The sequence below is a fragment of the Bacillus sp. V2I10 genome, from assembly GCF_030817055.1.
Classification (GTDB): domain Bacteria; phylum Bacillota; class Bacilli; order Bacillales; family Bacillaceae; genus Bacillus_P.
In genome coordinates this window covers 1729657-1744400 of sequence record NZ_JAUSYV010000001.1, presented here as the reverse complement: position 1 = coordinate 1744400, position 14744 = coordinate 1729657, and the positions used below count along the sequence as shown (strand labels likewise).

Annotated in this window: 13 protein-coding genes and 1 other annotated feature; of the genes, 3 read left to right on the top strand and 10 right to left on the bottom strand. The window is 41.9% G+C overall.

Translation table 11 applies throughout. The features are described from left to right. Positions 1–305 precede the first annotated feature (305 nt). From QFZ72_RS08720 to QFZ72_RS08695, 6 genes are all read right to left on the bottom strand, one after another. Positions 306–914, bottom strand: coding sequence for a dihydrofolate reductase family protein (locus QFZ72_RS08720; RefSeq protein ID WP_056634466.1), 609 nt, complete (start codon positions 912–914; stop codon positions 306–308). A 75-nt stretch (positions 915–989) separates the two neighbouring features. Beyond that, entirely contained in the window at positions 990–1514 is a 525-nt protein-coding gene (locus QFZ72_RS08715; RefSeq protein WP_307431955.1) for a sigma factor-like helix-turn-helix DNA-binding protein, read from the bottom strand. Then, positions 1511–1945 (bottom strand): sigma-70 family RNA polymerase sigma factor, encoded by a 435-nt coding sequence (locus QFZ72_RS08710; protein WP_307431953.1) that lies wholly within the window; start codon positions 1943–1945, stop codon positions 1511–1513. Before QFZ72_RS08710 ends, QFZ72_RS08715 begins: the two co-directional genes overlap by 4 nt. A gap of 617 nt (positions 1946–2562) precedes the next feature. After that, the gene (locus QFZ72_RS08705; RefSeq protein WP_307431950.1) at positions 2563–4275 is read right to left on the bottom strand and encodes a sensor domain-containing diguanylate cyclase; all 1713 of its coding nucleotides are present in this window, start codon (positions 4273–4275) and stop codon (positions 2563–2565) included. Between the two features lie 93 nt (positions 4276–4368). Continuing rightward, positions 4369–5673 (bottom strand): bifunctional folylpolyglutamate synthase/dihydrofolate synthase, encoded by a 1305-nt coding sequence (locus QFZ72_RS08700; protein WP_307431946.1) that lies wholly within the window; start codon positions 5671–5673, stop codon positions 4369–4371. 81 nt (positions 5674–5754) lie between these two features. Beyond that, positions 5755–8397 carry a valine--tRNA ligase gene (locus QFZ72_RS08695; protein WP_307431943.1) on the bottom strand — a complete coding sequence of 881 codons (2643 nt, stop codon included), beginning with the start codon at positions 8395–8397 and terminating at the stop codon, positions 5755–5757. A 138-nt stretch (positions 8398–8535) separates the two neighbouring features. Next, positions 8536–8766: a binding site (T-box leader), on the bottom strand. 157 nt (positions 8767–8923) lie between these two features. Here QFZ72_RS08695 and QFZ72_RS08690 point away from each other — a divergent pair. Beyond that, the gene (locus tag QFZ72_RS08690; protein ID WP_252201756.1) at positions 8924–9115 is read left to right on the top strand and encodes a hypothetical protein; all 192 of its coding nucleotides are present in this window, start codon (positions 8924–8926) and stop codon (positions 9113–9115) included. Positions 9116–9146: 31 nt separating this feature from the next. Here QFZ72_RS08690 and ysxE read toward each other — a convergent pair whose 3' ends face one another. Next, the gene (ysxE, locus tag QFZ72_RS08685) at positions 9147–10169 is read right to left on the bottom strand and encodes a spore coat protein YsxE (protein ID WP_307431940.1); all 1023 of its coding nucleotides are present in this window, start codon (positions 10167–10169) and stop codon (positions 9147–9149) included. Between the two features lie 142 nt (positions 10170–10311). Then, on the bottom strand, positions 10312–11397 hold the full coding sequence (gene spoVID, locus QFZ72_RS08680) for a stage VI sporulation protein D (protein ID WP_307431939.1): 1086 nt from the start codon (positions 11395–11397) through the stop codon (positions 10312–10314). 217 nt (positions 11398–11614) lie between these two features. Between spoVID and QFZ72_RS08675 the strand changes: the two genes are divergently transcribed. Both QFZ72_RS08675 and QFZ72_RS08670 read left to right on the top strand, forming a co-directional pair. Continuing rightward, positions 11615–11803, top strand: coding sequence for a CsbD family protein (locus QFZ72_RS08675; RefSeq protein ID WP_307431936.1), 189 nt, complete (start codon positions 11615–11617; stop codon positions 11801–11803). Positions 11804–11892: 89 nt separating this feature from the next. Further along, positions 11893–12060: a hypothetical protein gene (locus QFZ72_RS08670; protein ID WP_307431933.1), complete on the top strand. Its 168-nt coding sequence runs from the start codon at positions 11893–11895 to the stop codon at positions 12058–12060. A 394-nt stretch (positions 12061–12454) separates the two neighbouring features. Here the strand turns inward: QFZ72_RS08670 and hemL are convergent, their stop codons facing one another. Both hemL and hemB read right to left on the bottom strand, forming a co-directional pair. Then, entirely contained in the window at positions 12455–13741 is a 1287-nt protein-coding gene (hemL, locus tag QFZ72_RS08665; protein ID WP_307431931.1) for a glutamate-1-semialdehyde 2,1-aminomutase, read from the bottom strand. A gap of 18 nt (positions 13742–13759) precedes the next feature. Beyond that, on the bottom strand, positions 13760–14740 hold the full coding sequence (gene hemB, locus QFZ72_RS08660) for a porphobilinogen synthase (protein ID WP_307431928.1): 981 nt from the start codon (positions 14738–14740) through the stop codon (positions 13760–13762). Positions 14741–14744: the final 4 nt, after the last annotated feature.

Below are 14744 nucleotides of genomic sequence, written 5' to 3'. Positions count from 1 at the left end.
CCTATATAGTGCCAAAACCATCCCCGAATCATTAGTTGAACACGTTGAAGGGTTAACTATATGTGCTTCCTGGCCATTTTGGATACGACTATGCCTAAAGGCTAAAGCTTGCGACAACATAACATCAATCTTTTTCATAGCATGCGCGATCACTCACTGGGCGTATGTTCGTGTTTTTGATCAAAGGTTCCTTCGTAGGTAGTCAAGGTGAGCTGCCTTTCGGCGTGCTGTGTTAACAGACGGTCCATTGCACTTTATCAACTGGGTAGCTGTTTGTGTTGATAGTAATGATCTGCCCGGTTGAGCTAAGCTTTAGCGGGTCTGTAGGTTACCAAGAGGGAACCAACCTTAAGTGTTTTGACGTCCACGAGATGGAATTCCTTCTGCTCCTTAAGATTGTCAAACAAATGCTCACCTACGTTGACCACAACCGGGTGCATGACTATCTGATATTCGTCAATAAGATTTGCGTTTGCAAGTGATCGCACGAGCGTTGGACTACCGAAAATAACAATGTCGCCACCGTCACCATTTTTTAGGTCCTTAATTTGCTCTTCTATATTACTGCCGGTCAATTGTTTTGGAGCTTCAAATTCTCCCCATTTTAGCTTGTCGAGCGGGCGGGCGCTTGTTACAACTAGTTTGTGGGCGTTGTTTATCTTATCACCCAGGCTTGAACCTCCATCGTCCCGTTTGGACCCTCGAATAGTCGGCCACTTTCTAGAGAGGTCTTCGTAGGTTCCGCGGCCAAGCAAAATGGTATCAGCTGTCTCGAAAATATTTAATAGATACTGAGAACCTTCCTCAATGCCGGCGCTATTTCTCCAGACCCCCCAGTTGGTTTTGTCCTCGCTTGGGTCGCCAGTGACAACTCCATTAAAAGTACTGTGAATGAATAGAATGATTTTACGCATGAACTATCATCCTTTCTATCTTTGATAATCGTAATTTTGTTTCTCATTTATTTAGACGAAATTAGATTACGATATTCATCGGTGTATTTGTGCAGGAAGCCCAAATCGGGAAAATAATTTTGTATTAATGAAATTTTGGACGTGGTATATTTGCTTGTCCTTTATTTCAATAATGTGAATACCCCAGGGTACCAAGTAGGAGTCTTCACCGCTTGGCACATACTGTGCGAAAGCAGGATAACCCCCATTCGCCGTAATCGGCAAAAACCGGGATCCCTCACAATGCCAGCGTGTAAGCGCAAAAAACTTGAACAAATCGTCTTTGCCGCGTACCCACATTGCGAAAGGCGGCATTGACAGACGGCCTTCCTCATGAAACAACGCTACCAGCGCATTGATATCAAATTGTTCGAAGGCTTCCACATACCGTGATAGCAGCTCACGATCAGGTTCGACATCCATCATGCTAAACTCGTTAGAATGAAGTTTCGCTCGGTCCATCGTTTCTCTGGCTCTTTGCAGGGCGCTGTTAACCGCTGCCGGCGATATTCCTAAAGTTTCTGCGATCTGTTTGGAGGACCATTCGAATACATCCTTCAAAATAAGAACCGCACGTTGACGGGGGGGTAAGATCTGTAAGAGTGTAATAAAACAGAGTTCAAGGGTATCTTTGCGAATGAAAATATCTTCCGGACTCCCCGAGAAATCAGGGGCAGGCCAATCCAAGCTGAGTCAGGAAACTTTTCGCGGAGTTCGACGATGAGTACCGCTGGGTCGGATAGGTCAACGGGACGCGTGCGGCGTTTGGCTTGTCTTAGCTTGTCCAGGCATAAGTTTGATGCAATACGATAAACCCATGTTTTGAATGAGGAATCCTGCCTGAATGAATGCCAACTTTGCCAAACACGAATAAAGGTTTCCTGAACAGCATCGTCTGCGTCATCGATGGATCCTAGCATTCGGTAACAGAACGATGTTAACTCAGGCTTTAAGTTCTCAAATAACTGAAGCTCTAATGCTGTTTCGTTCATCTTGGCCTCCTTTTGATGGGCGAAACACCCTTTTCACACATGCCACAGAACCGATCGTCTCCATTATATAAGCCACTTATTCGTCTTTAATAAAATGAGAAAGCACTACCTGAATAATGGGGGGGGGGAAACTTCCTCACGCATCTCTGAATCTATATAATCTGACTATATTATATCCTTAAATCAACACTAACTGCCACTCTCCGCTTTACCACTATTTGTGATACGGTTCTCCGCGCTCTTTATAACGGCAAGTTTTAAGGCCATTCTTTGCGGGATGGCCCTTTCTTTTCCTCACTTTGTTCAACCTCAAAACATATACTTTGGGATACTCTCACTATTGAGCTGACTGTGTTGAAACCTGCCATGTAACACCAAATTTATCTATTACTTGTCCGTATAACGGTAGCTTCGTCTACAGAGTAGCATAATTCGGTTCCCATGAACATTTTTTAAGCGGATATTCCATCCGCTTTGTTTGCTGTACGCTTTTTCCTTGCTTGCACAAAAAAACAAACGGCACAGGGCTTTTTCCCATGCCGTTTCGGATTCCATTTTATTCCCGGTGTTGTCTCTGGGCTTAACTTAATGACATTGCCCAAAAGGATGCTGGTTTTTTATTTCACATATTCCGCTACACGGTTCCGTCCTGCCTGTTTGGCTCCAATGTACATGGCACGGTCTGCATGTCTGATAAGGTCAAGCGGTCCCTCTGCATCATAAGGAGCAGTTGCGTATCCTATGCTTGCAGTGATTGAGATGGAATGTCGCTTGCCGAAGGTTTGAATGTCCTGGTCAATCATGAATGGCCGGTTTGCAATGGTTTTTCGAATTCCTTCAGCGAAGGCAAAGCATGCCATCTTGTCCACATTTGGGAGGAGAATGACGAATTCTTCACCGCCATACCGCGCAACGGTGCCCCGGTCTCCAATAAACTTTACAAGCCGGTCTGAGAGTGCAATCAGGATTTCATTTCCCGCCTGATGACCGTACGTATCATTTACTTTTTTGAAGTGGTCAATGTCCAGCAGAATGAGAGATAAATGATTAAGCTGATAGCTGCCAAGTTTCATATACTCCGATTCAAGCAGCTTCTCCATGTACCGATAGTTATAGAGACCTGTGAGCGCACAGCGTTCACTTTGTTTTTTCGTCTCCTCATAGCTTCTTGCATTGTCAATCGCAACGCCGAGATAGGCAGTTAACAAATCAACAATCATCAGCTGTGAATGGTCGTAGGACCGTTTTTTGTTAGAGGCAAGAACGACAATGCCTACGACTTTTTGGTTTCTGACAATCGGGACGCCAATCATGCTTTCAATGGTTTCAGGCAGCAGCGTTTTCTCAAGCTTTGCCCAATGTTCCCTTTTTTTGTAAAGAACGCTTTTCTTTTTTGCATACACTAATCCGCTGATTCCATGATGGACAGAGAGCGTTTCTTTCGTACCAGTTAAAATCTGTCCATTTTCAAGCTTTCTGATAACTTTGAGCTCGTAGTCATTCACGACATCAATGATATAAGCATAATCAGCATTGATCATGGAGGTCAGTTTGTCAATATAGACATCCAATACTTCTTTTACTTCCAGTCTTTCTGTAAGCTGATGCCCAATCTCACTTGCTTGCTGTAGATAAGAATTCAATCGCTGGCTATTGGACAGAAGGAGCAGGATAAAGGAGATTCCGACGAACGGTATTCCCACATAGAACAGAGCTTCTAAACCTAAATCTGCATATAATATGTACAGCATTATTCCCACCGGCAGGAACATGAGCGTCGTAAAAATCTCCCATAAAAAATCCTTTGAAAAGAATTTTTCTTTGTTTTTATAGAAAAAGCCTCTGATCACATGCTGAAGAAAAAAGTGATTTGTCAGGCAAATTGTGAACGCATATATGATAACTTTAGATAAGAACTCAAGAGTGATATCTGTTTGTCCATGTATTCCGCCAATGGCATAATAGACAGCAGCCCCTGCAACAGAGACGATTAGAAACATCAATGAATTTGTAGGATAGCGGTGGATTTCTCTTAAACCTACGCGAAGCTTGATAAGAAGAACAGTAAGGGAAACCTGCATTAGAATAATTTCAACAAATGGCCCGAAAAGCAGGAAGACTGAAATTGAAACACCCTGAGCGAAAAAAACAGGAGTTTCGTTCACGATAATAGGAAAGATGGAAACAATACACATTAATAACAGGAATGTTGCAATAGCCAGTTCATTTCCCGCTATCATCGGCGGCCAAAAATAATAAGCTGCACATAAAGCTGCCGGAAATAGAATGGCCCACGACACCCATAATACAATCTTAAGATTTTTTTCCATGTACTGTTCCCCCCTCTCTCTATCTTTAAAAATATTATTTTTATATTTTAACAAAAATTCAGATATCTGTCATTTATTATTAGGACTATCAACCTAATCTTTCGATAAGAAATTTCGACAAAAAGGCCTAACTTCTGAGATGAAGTAAAGAGAACCGGTCACTAGGAAAACATCTTTTGCTTCGCCTGCTTCCATCATTTTTAGAAAAGCAGCTTTCCAGTCATCTTCAAAATCCTTTTTTCCATGTCTGCATGCCTGAAAAAGCTCTTCAGCAGGAGCAGCTCTTGGAAAATCAAAAGTCGTAAAATACATCCTATCCGCAATAGATGAGAGAATATCAATCATCGGAGTGTATTCCTTATCTTTTAAAGCCGAAAAGAGAATATGAATCTTTTTGCCGTGATAATGACGCTTCATCGCAGCAGTCAGGCTCTCTGCGCCCTCTTTATTATGAGCCCCGTCCACAATGACAGCTGGATACTCTGATAGCTGTTCAAATCTGCCGTTCCAGCTGGTCTGCAAAAGTCCTTTAATTACATGCTGCTCATCAATATGAAATAATTCCTTCGAACGCAGATAATCAAGTGCCATCACTGCAAGAGCCGCATTCTGAACTTGATGCTCTCCGCGCATCGATATTTCAAGGTTTTTATAATAGCTGAACGGCGTTTTCATTTCGAATCTCTCTCCCCTGGGAAGGGGCTGATGAGTCAAAACCGGAAACGTATCATGGTAAAGGGCAGAGTTCATGTCCTTTGCCTTTTGCTTTATTACATTTAATGCCCGTTTATCTGTAACAGATGTCAGCATAGGAATGCCCTCCTTGATGATTCCCGCTTTTTCAAGGGCGATTTCTTCTATTGTATTGCCGAGAATATTCATGTGATCATAACCGATGCTTGTAATCATTGTTAAGATCGGATCTGCAATATTGGTTGAATCATATGTGCCGCCAAGACCTGTTTCCAGCAGCAGAATATCTGTTTTTTCATGTCTTCCAAAATAATAGAAAGCCATGGCTGTGATTACTTCAAATTCGGTCGGTCCGCCAAGCTCCGTGTCTTCAAGTTCATCTGCAAGAGGCCTAATCATATTAACTAAAAACAGCATTTCTTCATCAGATATAGGTTTGCCGTTCATGCTGATTCTTTCGTTGAATGTTTCCAGGAACGGAGAGGTAAACGTTCCTGTCGTGTACCCTGCTTCTTGAAGAACATTGCGCATATATGCAATGGTTGACCCCTTGCCATTTGTACCTGCAACATGAACTACGCGAATTTGTTTATGGGGATTATTTAATTTTTCCATCATCCAGGTCATCCGCTTTAATCCGGGTTTAATGCCGAATCTGAGACGCGAATGGATCCAATCTACCGCTTCCTCGTAAGTTTGAAACATAAGCATCTGCCCCTTTTCTCTCTATTTACATGAAAACTCGGGTGTGATTCTGCCGATCACAACCCGAGCCTATTAAAAAGCTTACCCTTTTAATTCACTGATTCTAGAAAGAACAGCTTCTCTTTTCTCTACATAATCGCTTTCTTTCGCACGTTCTTCCTCAATTACTTTTTCAGGGGCTTTTTTCACAAAGCCTTCGTTGCTCAGTTTCTTTTGAACACGTTCGACTTCTTTATTCAATTTATCAAGCTCTTTTTGAAGACGTGAGATTTCTTCATCAATATTGATTAAGCCTTCAAGCGGGAAAATAAGCTCAGCACCCGTTACGACAGAAGTCATCGCTTTTTCGCCTGATTCTGCATCCGTGCTGATTGAAAGGCTGCTTGTGCTGCAGAAACGCTCAATGTATGCACGGTTATCATCAAGCTGCTGACCAACATCCGCATTTTTCGCTTTAATCATCATTGGAATCTGCTTGCTCATCGGAGTATTTACCTCGGCTCGGACATTTCTTACAGAACGGATTACTTCAACAAGCAATTTCATATCTGCAGCAGCTTTTTCGTCCGTTAATGAAGCGTTCACTTCAGGCCATTTTGCAATTGTAATGGATTCTCCGTTGTGAGGAAGGTTCTGCCATATTTCCTCGGTAATGAAAGGCATGAATGGGTGAAGAAGTCTCATTGTGTTATCAAGCACATATGCAAGAATGGAACGAGTTGTTTTCTTTGCTTCTTCATTGTCCCCATATAGCGGAAGCTTCGCCATTTCGATATACCAGTCACAGAAATCATCCCAGATGAAGTTATAAAGCAGGCGGCCTACTTCACCGAATTCATATTTATCAGCAAGCTTGGTCACATGCTCAATTGTTTCGTTTAATCGAGTAAGAATCCATTTGTCCGCTACTGATTTTTCTCCGCTGATATCGATCTCTTCATATTTCAGGCCATCCATGTTCATTAAAGCAAAGCGTGAAGCATTCCAGATCTTATTTGCAAAGTTCCAAGTCGCTTCTACCTTTTCATAGCTGAAACGCAAGTCCTGGCCCGGAGAGCTTCCTGTAGACAGGAAGTAGCGCAATGAATCTGCGCCATATTTCTCGATTACTTCCATTGGATCAACGCCGTTTCCAAGAGATTTACTCATTTTGCGGCCTTGCTCATCTCGTACAAGCCCGTGAATCAGCACATCTTTAAATGGACGCTGACCTGTAAATTCAAGACCCTGGAAAATCATGCGTGAAACCCAGAAGAAGATAATATCGTATCCTGTTACAAGCACGTCTGTCGGATAGAAGCGCTGATAATCGATCGATTCTGTGTCAGGCCAGCCCATTGTCGAGAACGGCCATAGCGCAGAACTGAACCACGTATCAAGAACATCTGTATCCTGCTCCCAGTTTTCAATATCTGCAGGCGGTGAGTGATCGACATGAACCTCACCTGTTTCTTTGTTATACCACGCCGGAATTCTGTGTCCCCACCAAAGCTGTCTTGAAATACACCAGTCACGGATATTTTCCATCCAGCGCATATACGTATTTTCAAATCGGTTTGGCACAAAGTTTACTTTCTCTTCTTTGCCTTGAAGCTCGATTGCTGCATTAGCAAGCGGCTGCATTTTAACAAACCATTGTGTTGAAAGATATGGTTCAACAACTGCGCCGTTTCGTTCACTGTGCCCTACAGAATGAAGATGCTCTTCAATTTTGAATAAAACATCCAAATCTTGAAGGTCTTTTACGATTTGCCTGCGGCAGTCAAAACGGTCAAGACCATTGTATTTTCCTGCGTTAGCATTCATTGTTCCGTCTTCATTCATAACAAGAACACGTTCTAAGTCGTGGCGGTTTCCGATTTCAAAATCATTCGGATCATGTGCAGGCGTAATTTTAACTGCCCCTGATCCAAATTCCATATCCACATAGTCGTCGCCGACAATCGGAATCTCGCGGCCAACGATTGGAAGAACAACTGTTTTTCCGATCAAATGCTTGTAGCGGTCATCTTCCGGATGAACGGCAACTGCTGTATCGCCTAGCATTGTTTCGGGACGGGTTGTAGCGATTTCAATATGTCCTGATCCGTCAGAAAGAGGATAGCGCATATGGTAAAAAGCGCCTTGAACATCTTTGTAGATAACTTCAATGTCCGATAAAGCCGTTTTCGTTTGTGGATCCCAGTTGATAATATATTCACCGCGGTAAATAAGTCCCTTTTTATACAGAGATACAAATACTTCATTTACCGCTTTTGATAAACCTTCATCTAAAGTAAAACGCTCTCTGGAGTAATCAAGTCCAAGCCCAAGTTTAGACCATTGAGTACGAATATGAGATGCATACTCTTCTTTCCACTTCCATGTTTCTTCAACGAATTTTTCCCGTCCAAGATCATAGCGTGATTTGCCTTCCTCGCGCAGCTTGCCTTCTACTTTTGCCTGAGTGGCAATTCCTGCATGGTCCATGCCCGGAAGCCATAGTACGTCATAGCCCTGCATTCTTTTCATGCGGGTTACAATGTCTTGAAGCGTTGTGTCCCACGCGTGCCCAAGATGAAGCTTGCCCGTAACGTTAGGCGGCGGAATAACGATAGTATAAGGCTGTTTTTCCTGGTCATTGGTCGCTTCAAAGTATTTGCCCTTCAGCCAGAACTCATAGCGGTCACGCTCGATTGCCTGCGGATCATATTTTGTAGAGAGTGTTTGTTCATTGTTCTCCATTTTTCTTCCTCCTTAAAAATAAACCGGTGATGAAATTAGAAAAGCGCAAGCGCCTTGTTCAGCTCCGACAGGCAGATCCGTTCTGACCGAGGAGTTAGGCGCTGGAGCTAGACAGAATAAAAAACTCCAATCATCCAATAAAAGGACGAAAGGAGTTGATTTCGCGGTGCCACCTTTTTTCATAGGCAAAAATAAGCCTATGCTCTCAAATGGGATAACGGCGTTCATGCCGATTCTCTCTACTGCAAGTTTTCAAGAGAATTACTCAAGGGCGACCTTCAAGCGAGCTAGTTTAAGAAATCTTTCAGCACATGATTTCTCTCTCTAAAAACAGCTTTCTGCTTTACTCTTCCCTGTCAATGTATGTTGATTTTTTAAATAAAAGATATATGTATTATTGTATACAATCTTATCATTTTACGTCAATCATCTTCTCCAATTTTCCTGCCCTTTATTCACAAGAATCACAAATTTGGGTAAATGCACATATCTTGTTAGCATGAACCATCAGGTTAGGAGAATTTGTATGCGCAGAAAAATTAATTACTACAATATGTCACCATGGGTAAAGCAGTTCAAAGTAATCGCAGGCCAGTTCATCGTTCCGATTACGATTTTCCAGACTGTACGGACCTTGATCTTCCCGTCTCCAGTAGATCTTATTCTTTTATCACTGTTGATATTGCTTGGATTAGCCCTTCATATGGAGTGGATTTAAAGAACCCAATCAGAGAGATGATTGGGATTTTTTATGATGATTGCTCTGCCGCTATTTTTTTATTCTCTTCAATTTGCGTCACTTTCATAACAAAATATTCAATGTTTTTAAAAGTCCAGTAGGATTTGGTGAGATCCTGATTCCGTTTGAGCTGAGGGACACTCCGGTTTGAGTCGTTCATATGCTTTTTCAAATTTCTGTAGATAAAATCCGGGTATGCGAGATAGCAAATGAATAAAAGCATTTCTTCTTCCCGGAACGGAAAATGCTGCTGATACGTATAGAGCCAATCCACACAATCATCATCTGCAAATGGATACGTATGGAACGTCCGATGATAGAAGAGAAGCAGATCGTCGATGGGAGATGAGTATCCGGATTGTTCAAAGTTTGTTAAAAATCCAGTGCCCTGTTCATCATATAAAAAGTGATGAATGGAAGCTCTCCCATGAATAATAACCTGGCGGGCATCTTCTTTTTCCTTCATCATTTCATACCATTCATCAAGTTTCTTCCGCGCAAAATCAGTCGCTCTTGCTGTTTCAAAATAATAAGTAACCGCCTGCAGTTCAAAAGGGGACAAGTACCATTTTTTTTCGCATTCTTCCACATATTTTTCGTAAGCGGCTTTGTTGTCATCCCACTGCTTTGATAACGTATCATAATGAATTTTAAGTGCATCCTGATTCAATTTTTCCGCAGCTGCTGTTTTCTGATGGAGCACCGCGAGTTCCCTGAACATGTTTTTATGACGCTCATCTCTCTCCTCTTCCGGTTCATTGTGAAGCCATGGCATGATGTAATACCATTTCTCGCCATCTGAGGTGAAAAATTGGCGGTGTTTATTTCTGAAGATCGGCACATAGCCGGAAAATCCTTTTTGATGAGCAGTATGAAGTGTTTCAATAAAATGGCCATTTCGGTTTGCTGTGACTCTTTTTAATGCATATGATGCTCCAGAGCTTGCATAGATTTTGGTCAGCTTATCACTGATTGACTCCGCGTACTCGCAAGTTAAATCATATTGGCTGATTACAGGCACTAGCTTATCCATAATTTCTCTCACCACTCTATAACTCACCTTCCTTTAAGAAGGAATAAGTGAACGATTTTACCCTGTTTTCAGTAAAGAATGACAATTGATTCTTACAAAAAAAACAGCTGAGGAATACTCCTCCCCAAGCTGTCTGTCCATCTTAATGCGTGTTTGCATAAACCGGAATATATAAAGTCTGCCCTTCATGCACATCAGCAGTTGAGCTGAATTGATTCACCCTGTGCAGCTGCTGGACCGTGATATTATAACGGCCGCATATGCTGTCAATTGTATCCCCTTGCTGAACAATGCAGATTTTCAGTTTTGAAAACTCCTCTTCATCTTCACGGCCAAAAAGCTTTGTTAAATACAGAGAGTTTTCAGTTTCCTTCGGCTGCTCCTGTTTTTTCGCTTCTTCTTTTCGGCTTTTTGGACTTTGTTTAGGCGGTGCTGAGTAAGATTCTTCGAAATCTGCTTCTGCTGGCCTTCCTGCACTATAATGAATTTCAGGCTGTGCGATTTCTTCTATTGCTTGCTTTCTGACTTCTACATCTTCTTCTATTGCCTGCTTTCTGACTTCTACATCTTCTTCTATTGCCTGCTTTCTGACTTCTACATCAAAAGGCTGATAAACCTCTTCTTTTTCACGAGTGTCGCTGATCTCAGCAAGTACAGCATCATAGCTTTCTGAATTTGCTTCCTGAGTCTCCTCTTCATGGAGCAAAGCCTGAGATGAACGGTACAGCGGCTCAAGCTCTTCTTCAGATGAGTGATTATATATGTGCTCTTCCTCTTCCTGAACTTCTTCAAATGAATCCTGACTTGAAATTCCGCTTATTTCTAAATCTGCAACAAGCTTCAGATTTCTGCTTTCAGATAGATCATAATCAAACGATTCAATCGTCACATATACTTCTTCTAAATCTCCAATTCTATTTCTTGGGATCGTAATATCCACTGGGAACCGGTGAACAAGCTGTGATATGCCATCATCCTCCCGGGTTTCAACACTGTTTACAAACCGGAGATTGGCATATTCAAATTCCTCTTCATTATAATCCTCATCTATTTTGTACTCACCCATTAACTGCAGTGCACCCCGAATGGAGATGTACTGGTCAAATTCCTGGATGGTGATGTCTGGATCTAATGAGATGGATAACAGCTCACCTACTTCCTGTCCCTTTTGAAACCAAACGGATTCTTCAACAGAAAACCGTAATGATGATTGTTGATCCTGTGACAACTTGAACTCCTCCTTTCAATGGCCTAACCAAATAAGCTATGACATTAAAGGTTTATGTTCCAGATTCAAAGATTATGAGTGATTTTTAGAATACGACTTATTTCTAACAGGGGATATTGAATGGTTAAATGTTCATTTATGCTTTCTTTTAGTCAGTGTTTCAACTGACCGCTGACCGGAAAAATAGTCTGTACCATAAACAAAGGAGTGATCTGCAATGTCAAAAGATCAAGGTTTAAGCGATAAAATTAAAGGCAAGGTAAACCAGGCCAAAGGTGAAGTGAATGACCAGATCGGCAATGCAGCAGACAATCCGAACATGCAGCGGGAAGGCAAAAAAGATAAGCTGAAAGGCAACATCCAAGAAAGCGCAGGAAAAGCGAAGGATGATTCATACCGTTATTAATGTACATAAAGAGAGTCGGGCCAAAGCCGGTTCTCTTTTTTATTTTTTGAGATACCTGCTATACTAAAGGAAAAAACACAGGAGATTCTATGAAACCCTTATTTTTTATTCTTATTGGTTTGATCTTTTTACTTCAAATCCCATTATGGTTCAATATTGTCGATGACTGGCTGATGGCTGCAGTCGGCTTAATCGGTCTCATCATTATTTTTTCAAGCAAGTGGTTAAGCCGGAAATCCGGCTATAAAGAGAAATAAAAACAACCCCCTTCACATTTTCTTAACGGCTTCACTTGTGAGGGGCAAAAAGTAAGTTGGCAAGTAAATTTAAATTTCATAAAAAATGGCTCGGAGTTTTTCTCCAAGCCAATTATCCTTTTATTATCCGCCTTTCGGTAAAGCACCCTCCGTTCAACCCTACTTACAAAGTACCTTGCTAGACATCTTACAAATAAATCGAGAAATCATAAATTCCTGCATATGGCACTGAATTCTTGATTTTGTCTTCTAAGTTATAGCATTGTGATTTACCATGAGAGTTTGAAATCAAATTAAAAATGCACACTTCATTTCATATTTGAAATGAAGTGTGCATTATATTTTTATTTCACCTCTAAGCAAACACTATGTCTTCTTCAGAGGTTTCACTTACTTACTTTAATTTAGAAAAAGCTTTTTCTGCGGCATCAATGGTTTTATTCAAATCTTCATCTGTATGGGCTGTAGATAAGAATAGACCTTCAAATTGAGAAGGCGGAAGGAAGACACCTTCATTTGCCATTTCGCGGTAGAATTTCGAGAAAAAGTCTAAATTAGATGTTTTCGCAGTCTCAAAATTTGTTACTTTTTCATTCGTAAAAAAGAAACCAATCATTGAGCCTGCTCTGTTGAATGTGATAGGAATATCATGCTTTTTCGCTGCAGCCGTTAAGCCTTCTTCGAGTATATCTGCTTTGCGGCCAAACTCTTTATAAGAATCTGGTGTCAGCTGTTTTAAAGTTGCATATCCTGCAGTCATAGCAAGCGGATTTCCGGATAAGGTACCTGCCTGATAAATTGGTCCGCTTGGAGCTATCTGCTTCATAATGTCTGCACGCCCGCCGTACGCTCCAACAGGCAATCCTCCGCCAATGACTTTTCCGAGACATGTAATATCAGGCGTTACACCGAAGTAGCCCTGTGCACAGCCATAATCAACACGGAACCCCGTCATCACTTCATCAAAAATAAGCAAAGATCCGTATTGAGTTGTGATTTCTCTCAGGTTTTCCAAGAATCCTTGAAGCGGCGGCACGACCCCCATATTTCCTGCTACAGGTTCGACAATCACACCTGCAATATCGTCTCCGAATTGTTCAAATGCGTATTTGACGCTTTCCAAATCATTGTAAGGAACCGTGATCGTGTTTTTCGCAATCCCCTCCGGTACCCCGGGACTGTCCGGCAGACCGAGTGTTGCAACACCTGACCCTGCTTTGATTAATAAAGAATCACCATGCCCGTGGTAGCAGCCTTCAAATTTGAGAATTTTGTTTCGTCCGGTAAAACCGCGTGCAAGGCGCAATGCACTCATTGTTGCTTCTGTTCCTGAGCTTACCATGCGAATCACTTCAATTGAAGGGACGCGGTCGATCACAAGCTTTGCCAGTTCATTTTCAATTAATGTAGGAGCACCGAAGCTTGTGCCGGATTCCGTCACCTTTTTTATCGCTTCAACCACTTCATCATTTGTATGTCCTAAAATAAGCGGTCCCCATGATAAAACATAATCAATATATTCGTTTCCATCGATATCATAAATCTTGGAGCCTTTTCCGCGTTCCATGAAGATTGGATCCATCGCAACCGATTTAAATGCGCGCACCGGGCTGTTTACACCGCCTGGCATTAAACCTTGCGCTTCTTTAAATGCCTGCTTTGATTTTTCATAATTGCGCATAAGTATTCTCCCTTACGATTAGTGTTGTTCCAAAAGCCAGCGGGCAGCATCTTTTGCGTGATATGTCAAAATCATATCAACGCCCGCGCGTTTCATGCTGATCATCATTTCCATCACGATCGCTTTTTCATCAACCCAGCCATTTTGTGCAGCCGCTTTGATCATGGCATATTCTCCGCTTACATTATAAGCAACGATTGGAACATTGAAGTTGTTTTTTACATCACGGATAATATCAAGATACGATAAAGCAGGCTTCACAATTAAAAAGTCAGCGCCTTCCATTAAATCGGATTCTGCTTCTCTGAGAGCTTCCATGCGGTTAGCAGGATCCATTTGGTACGTTTTGCGATCGCCAAATTGCGGTGTGCTGTGGGCAGCATCGCGGAATGGGCCGTAAAAGGCACTTGAATATTTGATTCCATATGACATAACCGGCACATCTTCAAAGCCTGCTTCGTCTAATCCGTGGCGGATTGCCGCTACAAATCCATCCATCATGTTAGATGGTGCGATAATGTCAGCCCCTGCTTTTGCCTGGCTTACGGCTGTACGTGCAAGCAAATCAAGTGTAGGGTCATTTAATATTTTGCCTTCTTTGACAATGCCGCAATGCCCGTGGTCAGTGAACTGACATAAACAAGTATCGGCGATGACAACCAAATCGGGGAAGTTTTCTTTAATTTGAGTAATCGCTCTCTGAACAATCCCGTGATCATGATAGGCTTGTGAACCGACCTCGTCCTTTTCATCAGGAACACCAAACACGATAACCGATTTAATCCCCAGATCAGATACTTCCTGCATTTCTGCGTTCAAATAATCAAGTGAAATCTGTTCAACCCCCGGCATTGATTTTACTTCATTTCTCTTCTTTTCTCCCTCTACTACAAAGATTGGATAGATGAAGTCTTCAGCATGCAAGTGAGTTTCACGGACAATTGATCTCATGCTGCTTGTGGTGCGGAGTCTGCGGTGTCTTGTAAATTGAAGATCCATAGTT

Excerpts from the sequence above, each read along its gene's own strand:
- QFZ72_RS08700 (WP_307431946.1), bottom strand. The coding sequence starts at position 5,673 with ATGTTTCAAACTTACGAGGAAGCGGTAGATTGGATCCATTCGCGTCTC.
- hemL (WP_307431931.1), bottom strand. The coding sequence starts at position 13,741 with ATGCGCAATTATGAAAAATCAAAGCAGGCATTTAAAGAAGCGCAAGGT.
- hemB (WP_307431928.1), bottom strand. The coding sequence starts at position 14,740 with ATGGATCTTCAATTTACAAGACACCGCAGACTCCGCACCACAAGCAGC.
- QFZ72_RS08705 (WP_307431950.1), bottom strand. The coding sequence starts at position 4,275 with ATGGAAAAAAATCTTAAGATTGTATTATGGGTGTCGTGGGCCATTCTA.
- QFZ72_RS08710 (WP_307431953.1), bottom strand. The coding sequence starts at position 1,945 with ATGAACGAAACAGCATTAGAGCTTCAGTTATTTGAGAACTTAAAGCCT.
- QFZ72_RS08690 (WP_252201756.1), top strand. The coding sequence starts at position 8,924 with ATGCGCAGAAAAATTAATTACTACAATATGTCACCATGGGTAAAGCAG.
- QFZ72_RS08675 (WP_307431936.1), top strand. The coding sequence starts at position 11,615 with ATGTCAAAAGATCAAGGTTTAAGCGATAAAATTAAAGGCAAGGTAAAC.
- QFZ72_RS08695 (WP_307431943.1), bottom strand. The coding sequence starts at position 8,397 with ATGGAGAACAATGAACAAACACTCTCTACAAAATATGATCCGCAGGCA.
- QFZ72_RS08670 (WP_307431933.1), top strand. The coding sequence starts at position 11,893 with ATGAAACCCTTATTTTTTATTCTTATTGGTTTGATCTTTTTACTTCAA.
- QFZ72_RS08720 (WP_056634466.1), bottom strand. The coding sequence starts at position 914 with ATGCGTAAAATCATTCTATTCATTCACAGTACTTTTAATGGAGTTGTC.
- ysxE (WP_307431940.1), bottom strand. The coding sequence starts at position 10,169 with ATGGATAAGCTAGTGCCTGTAATCAGCCAATATGATTTAACTTGCGAG.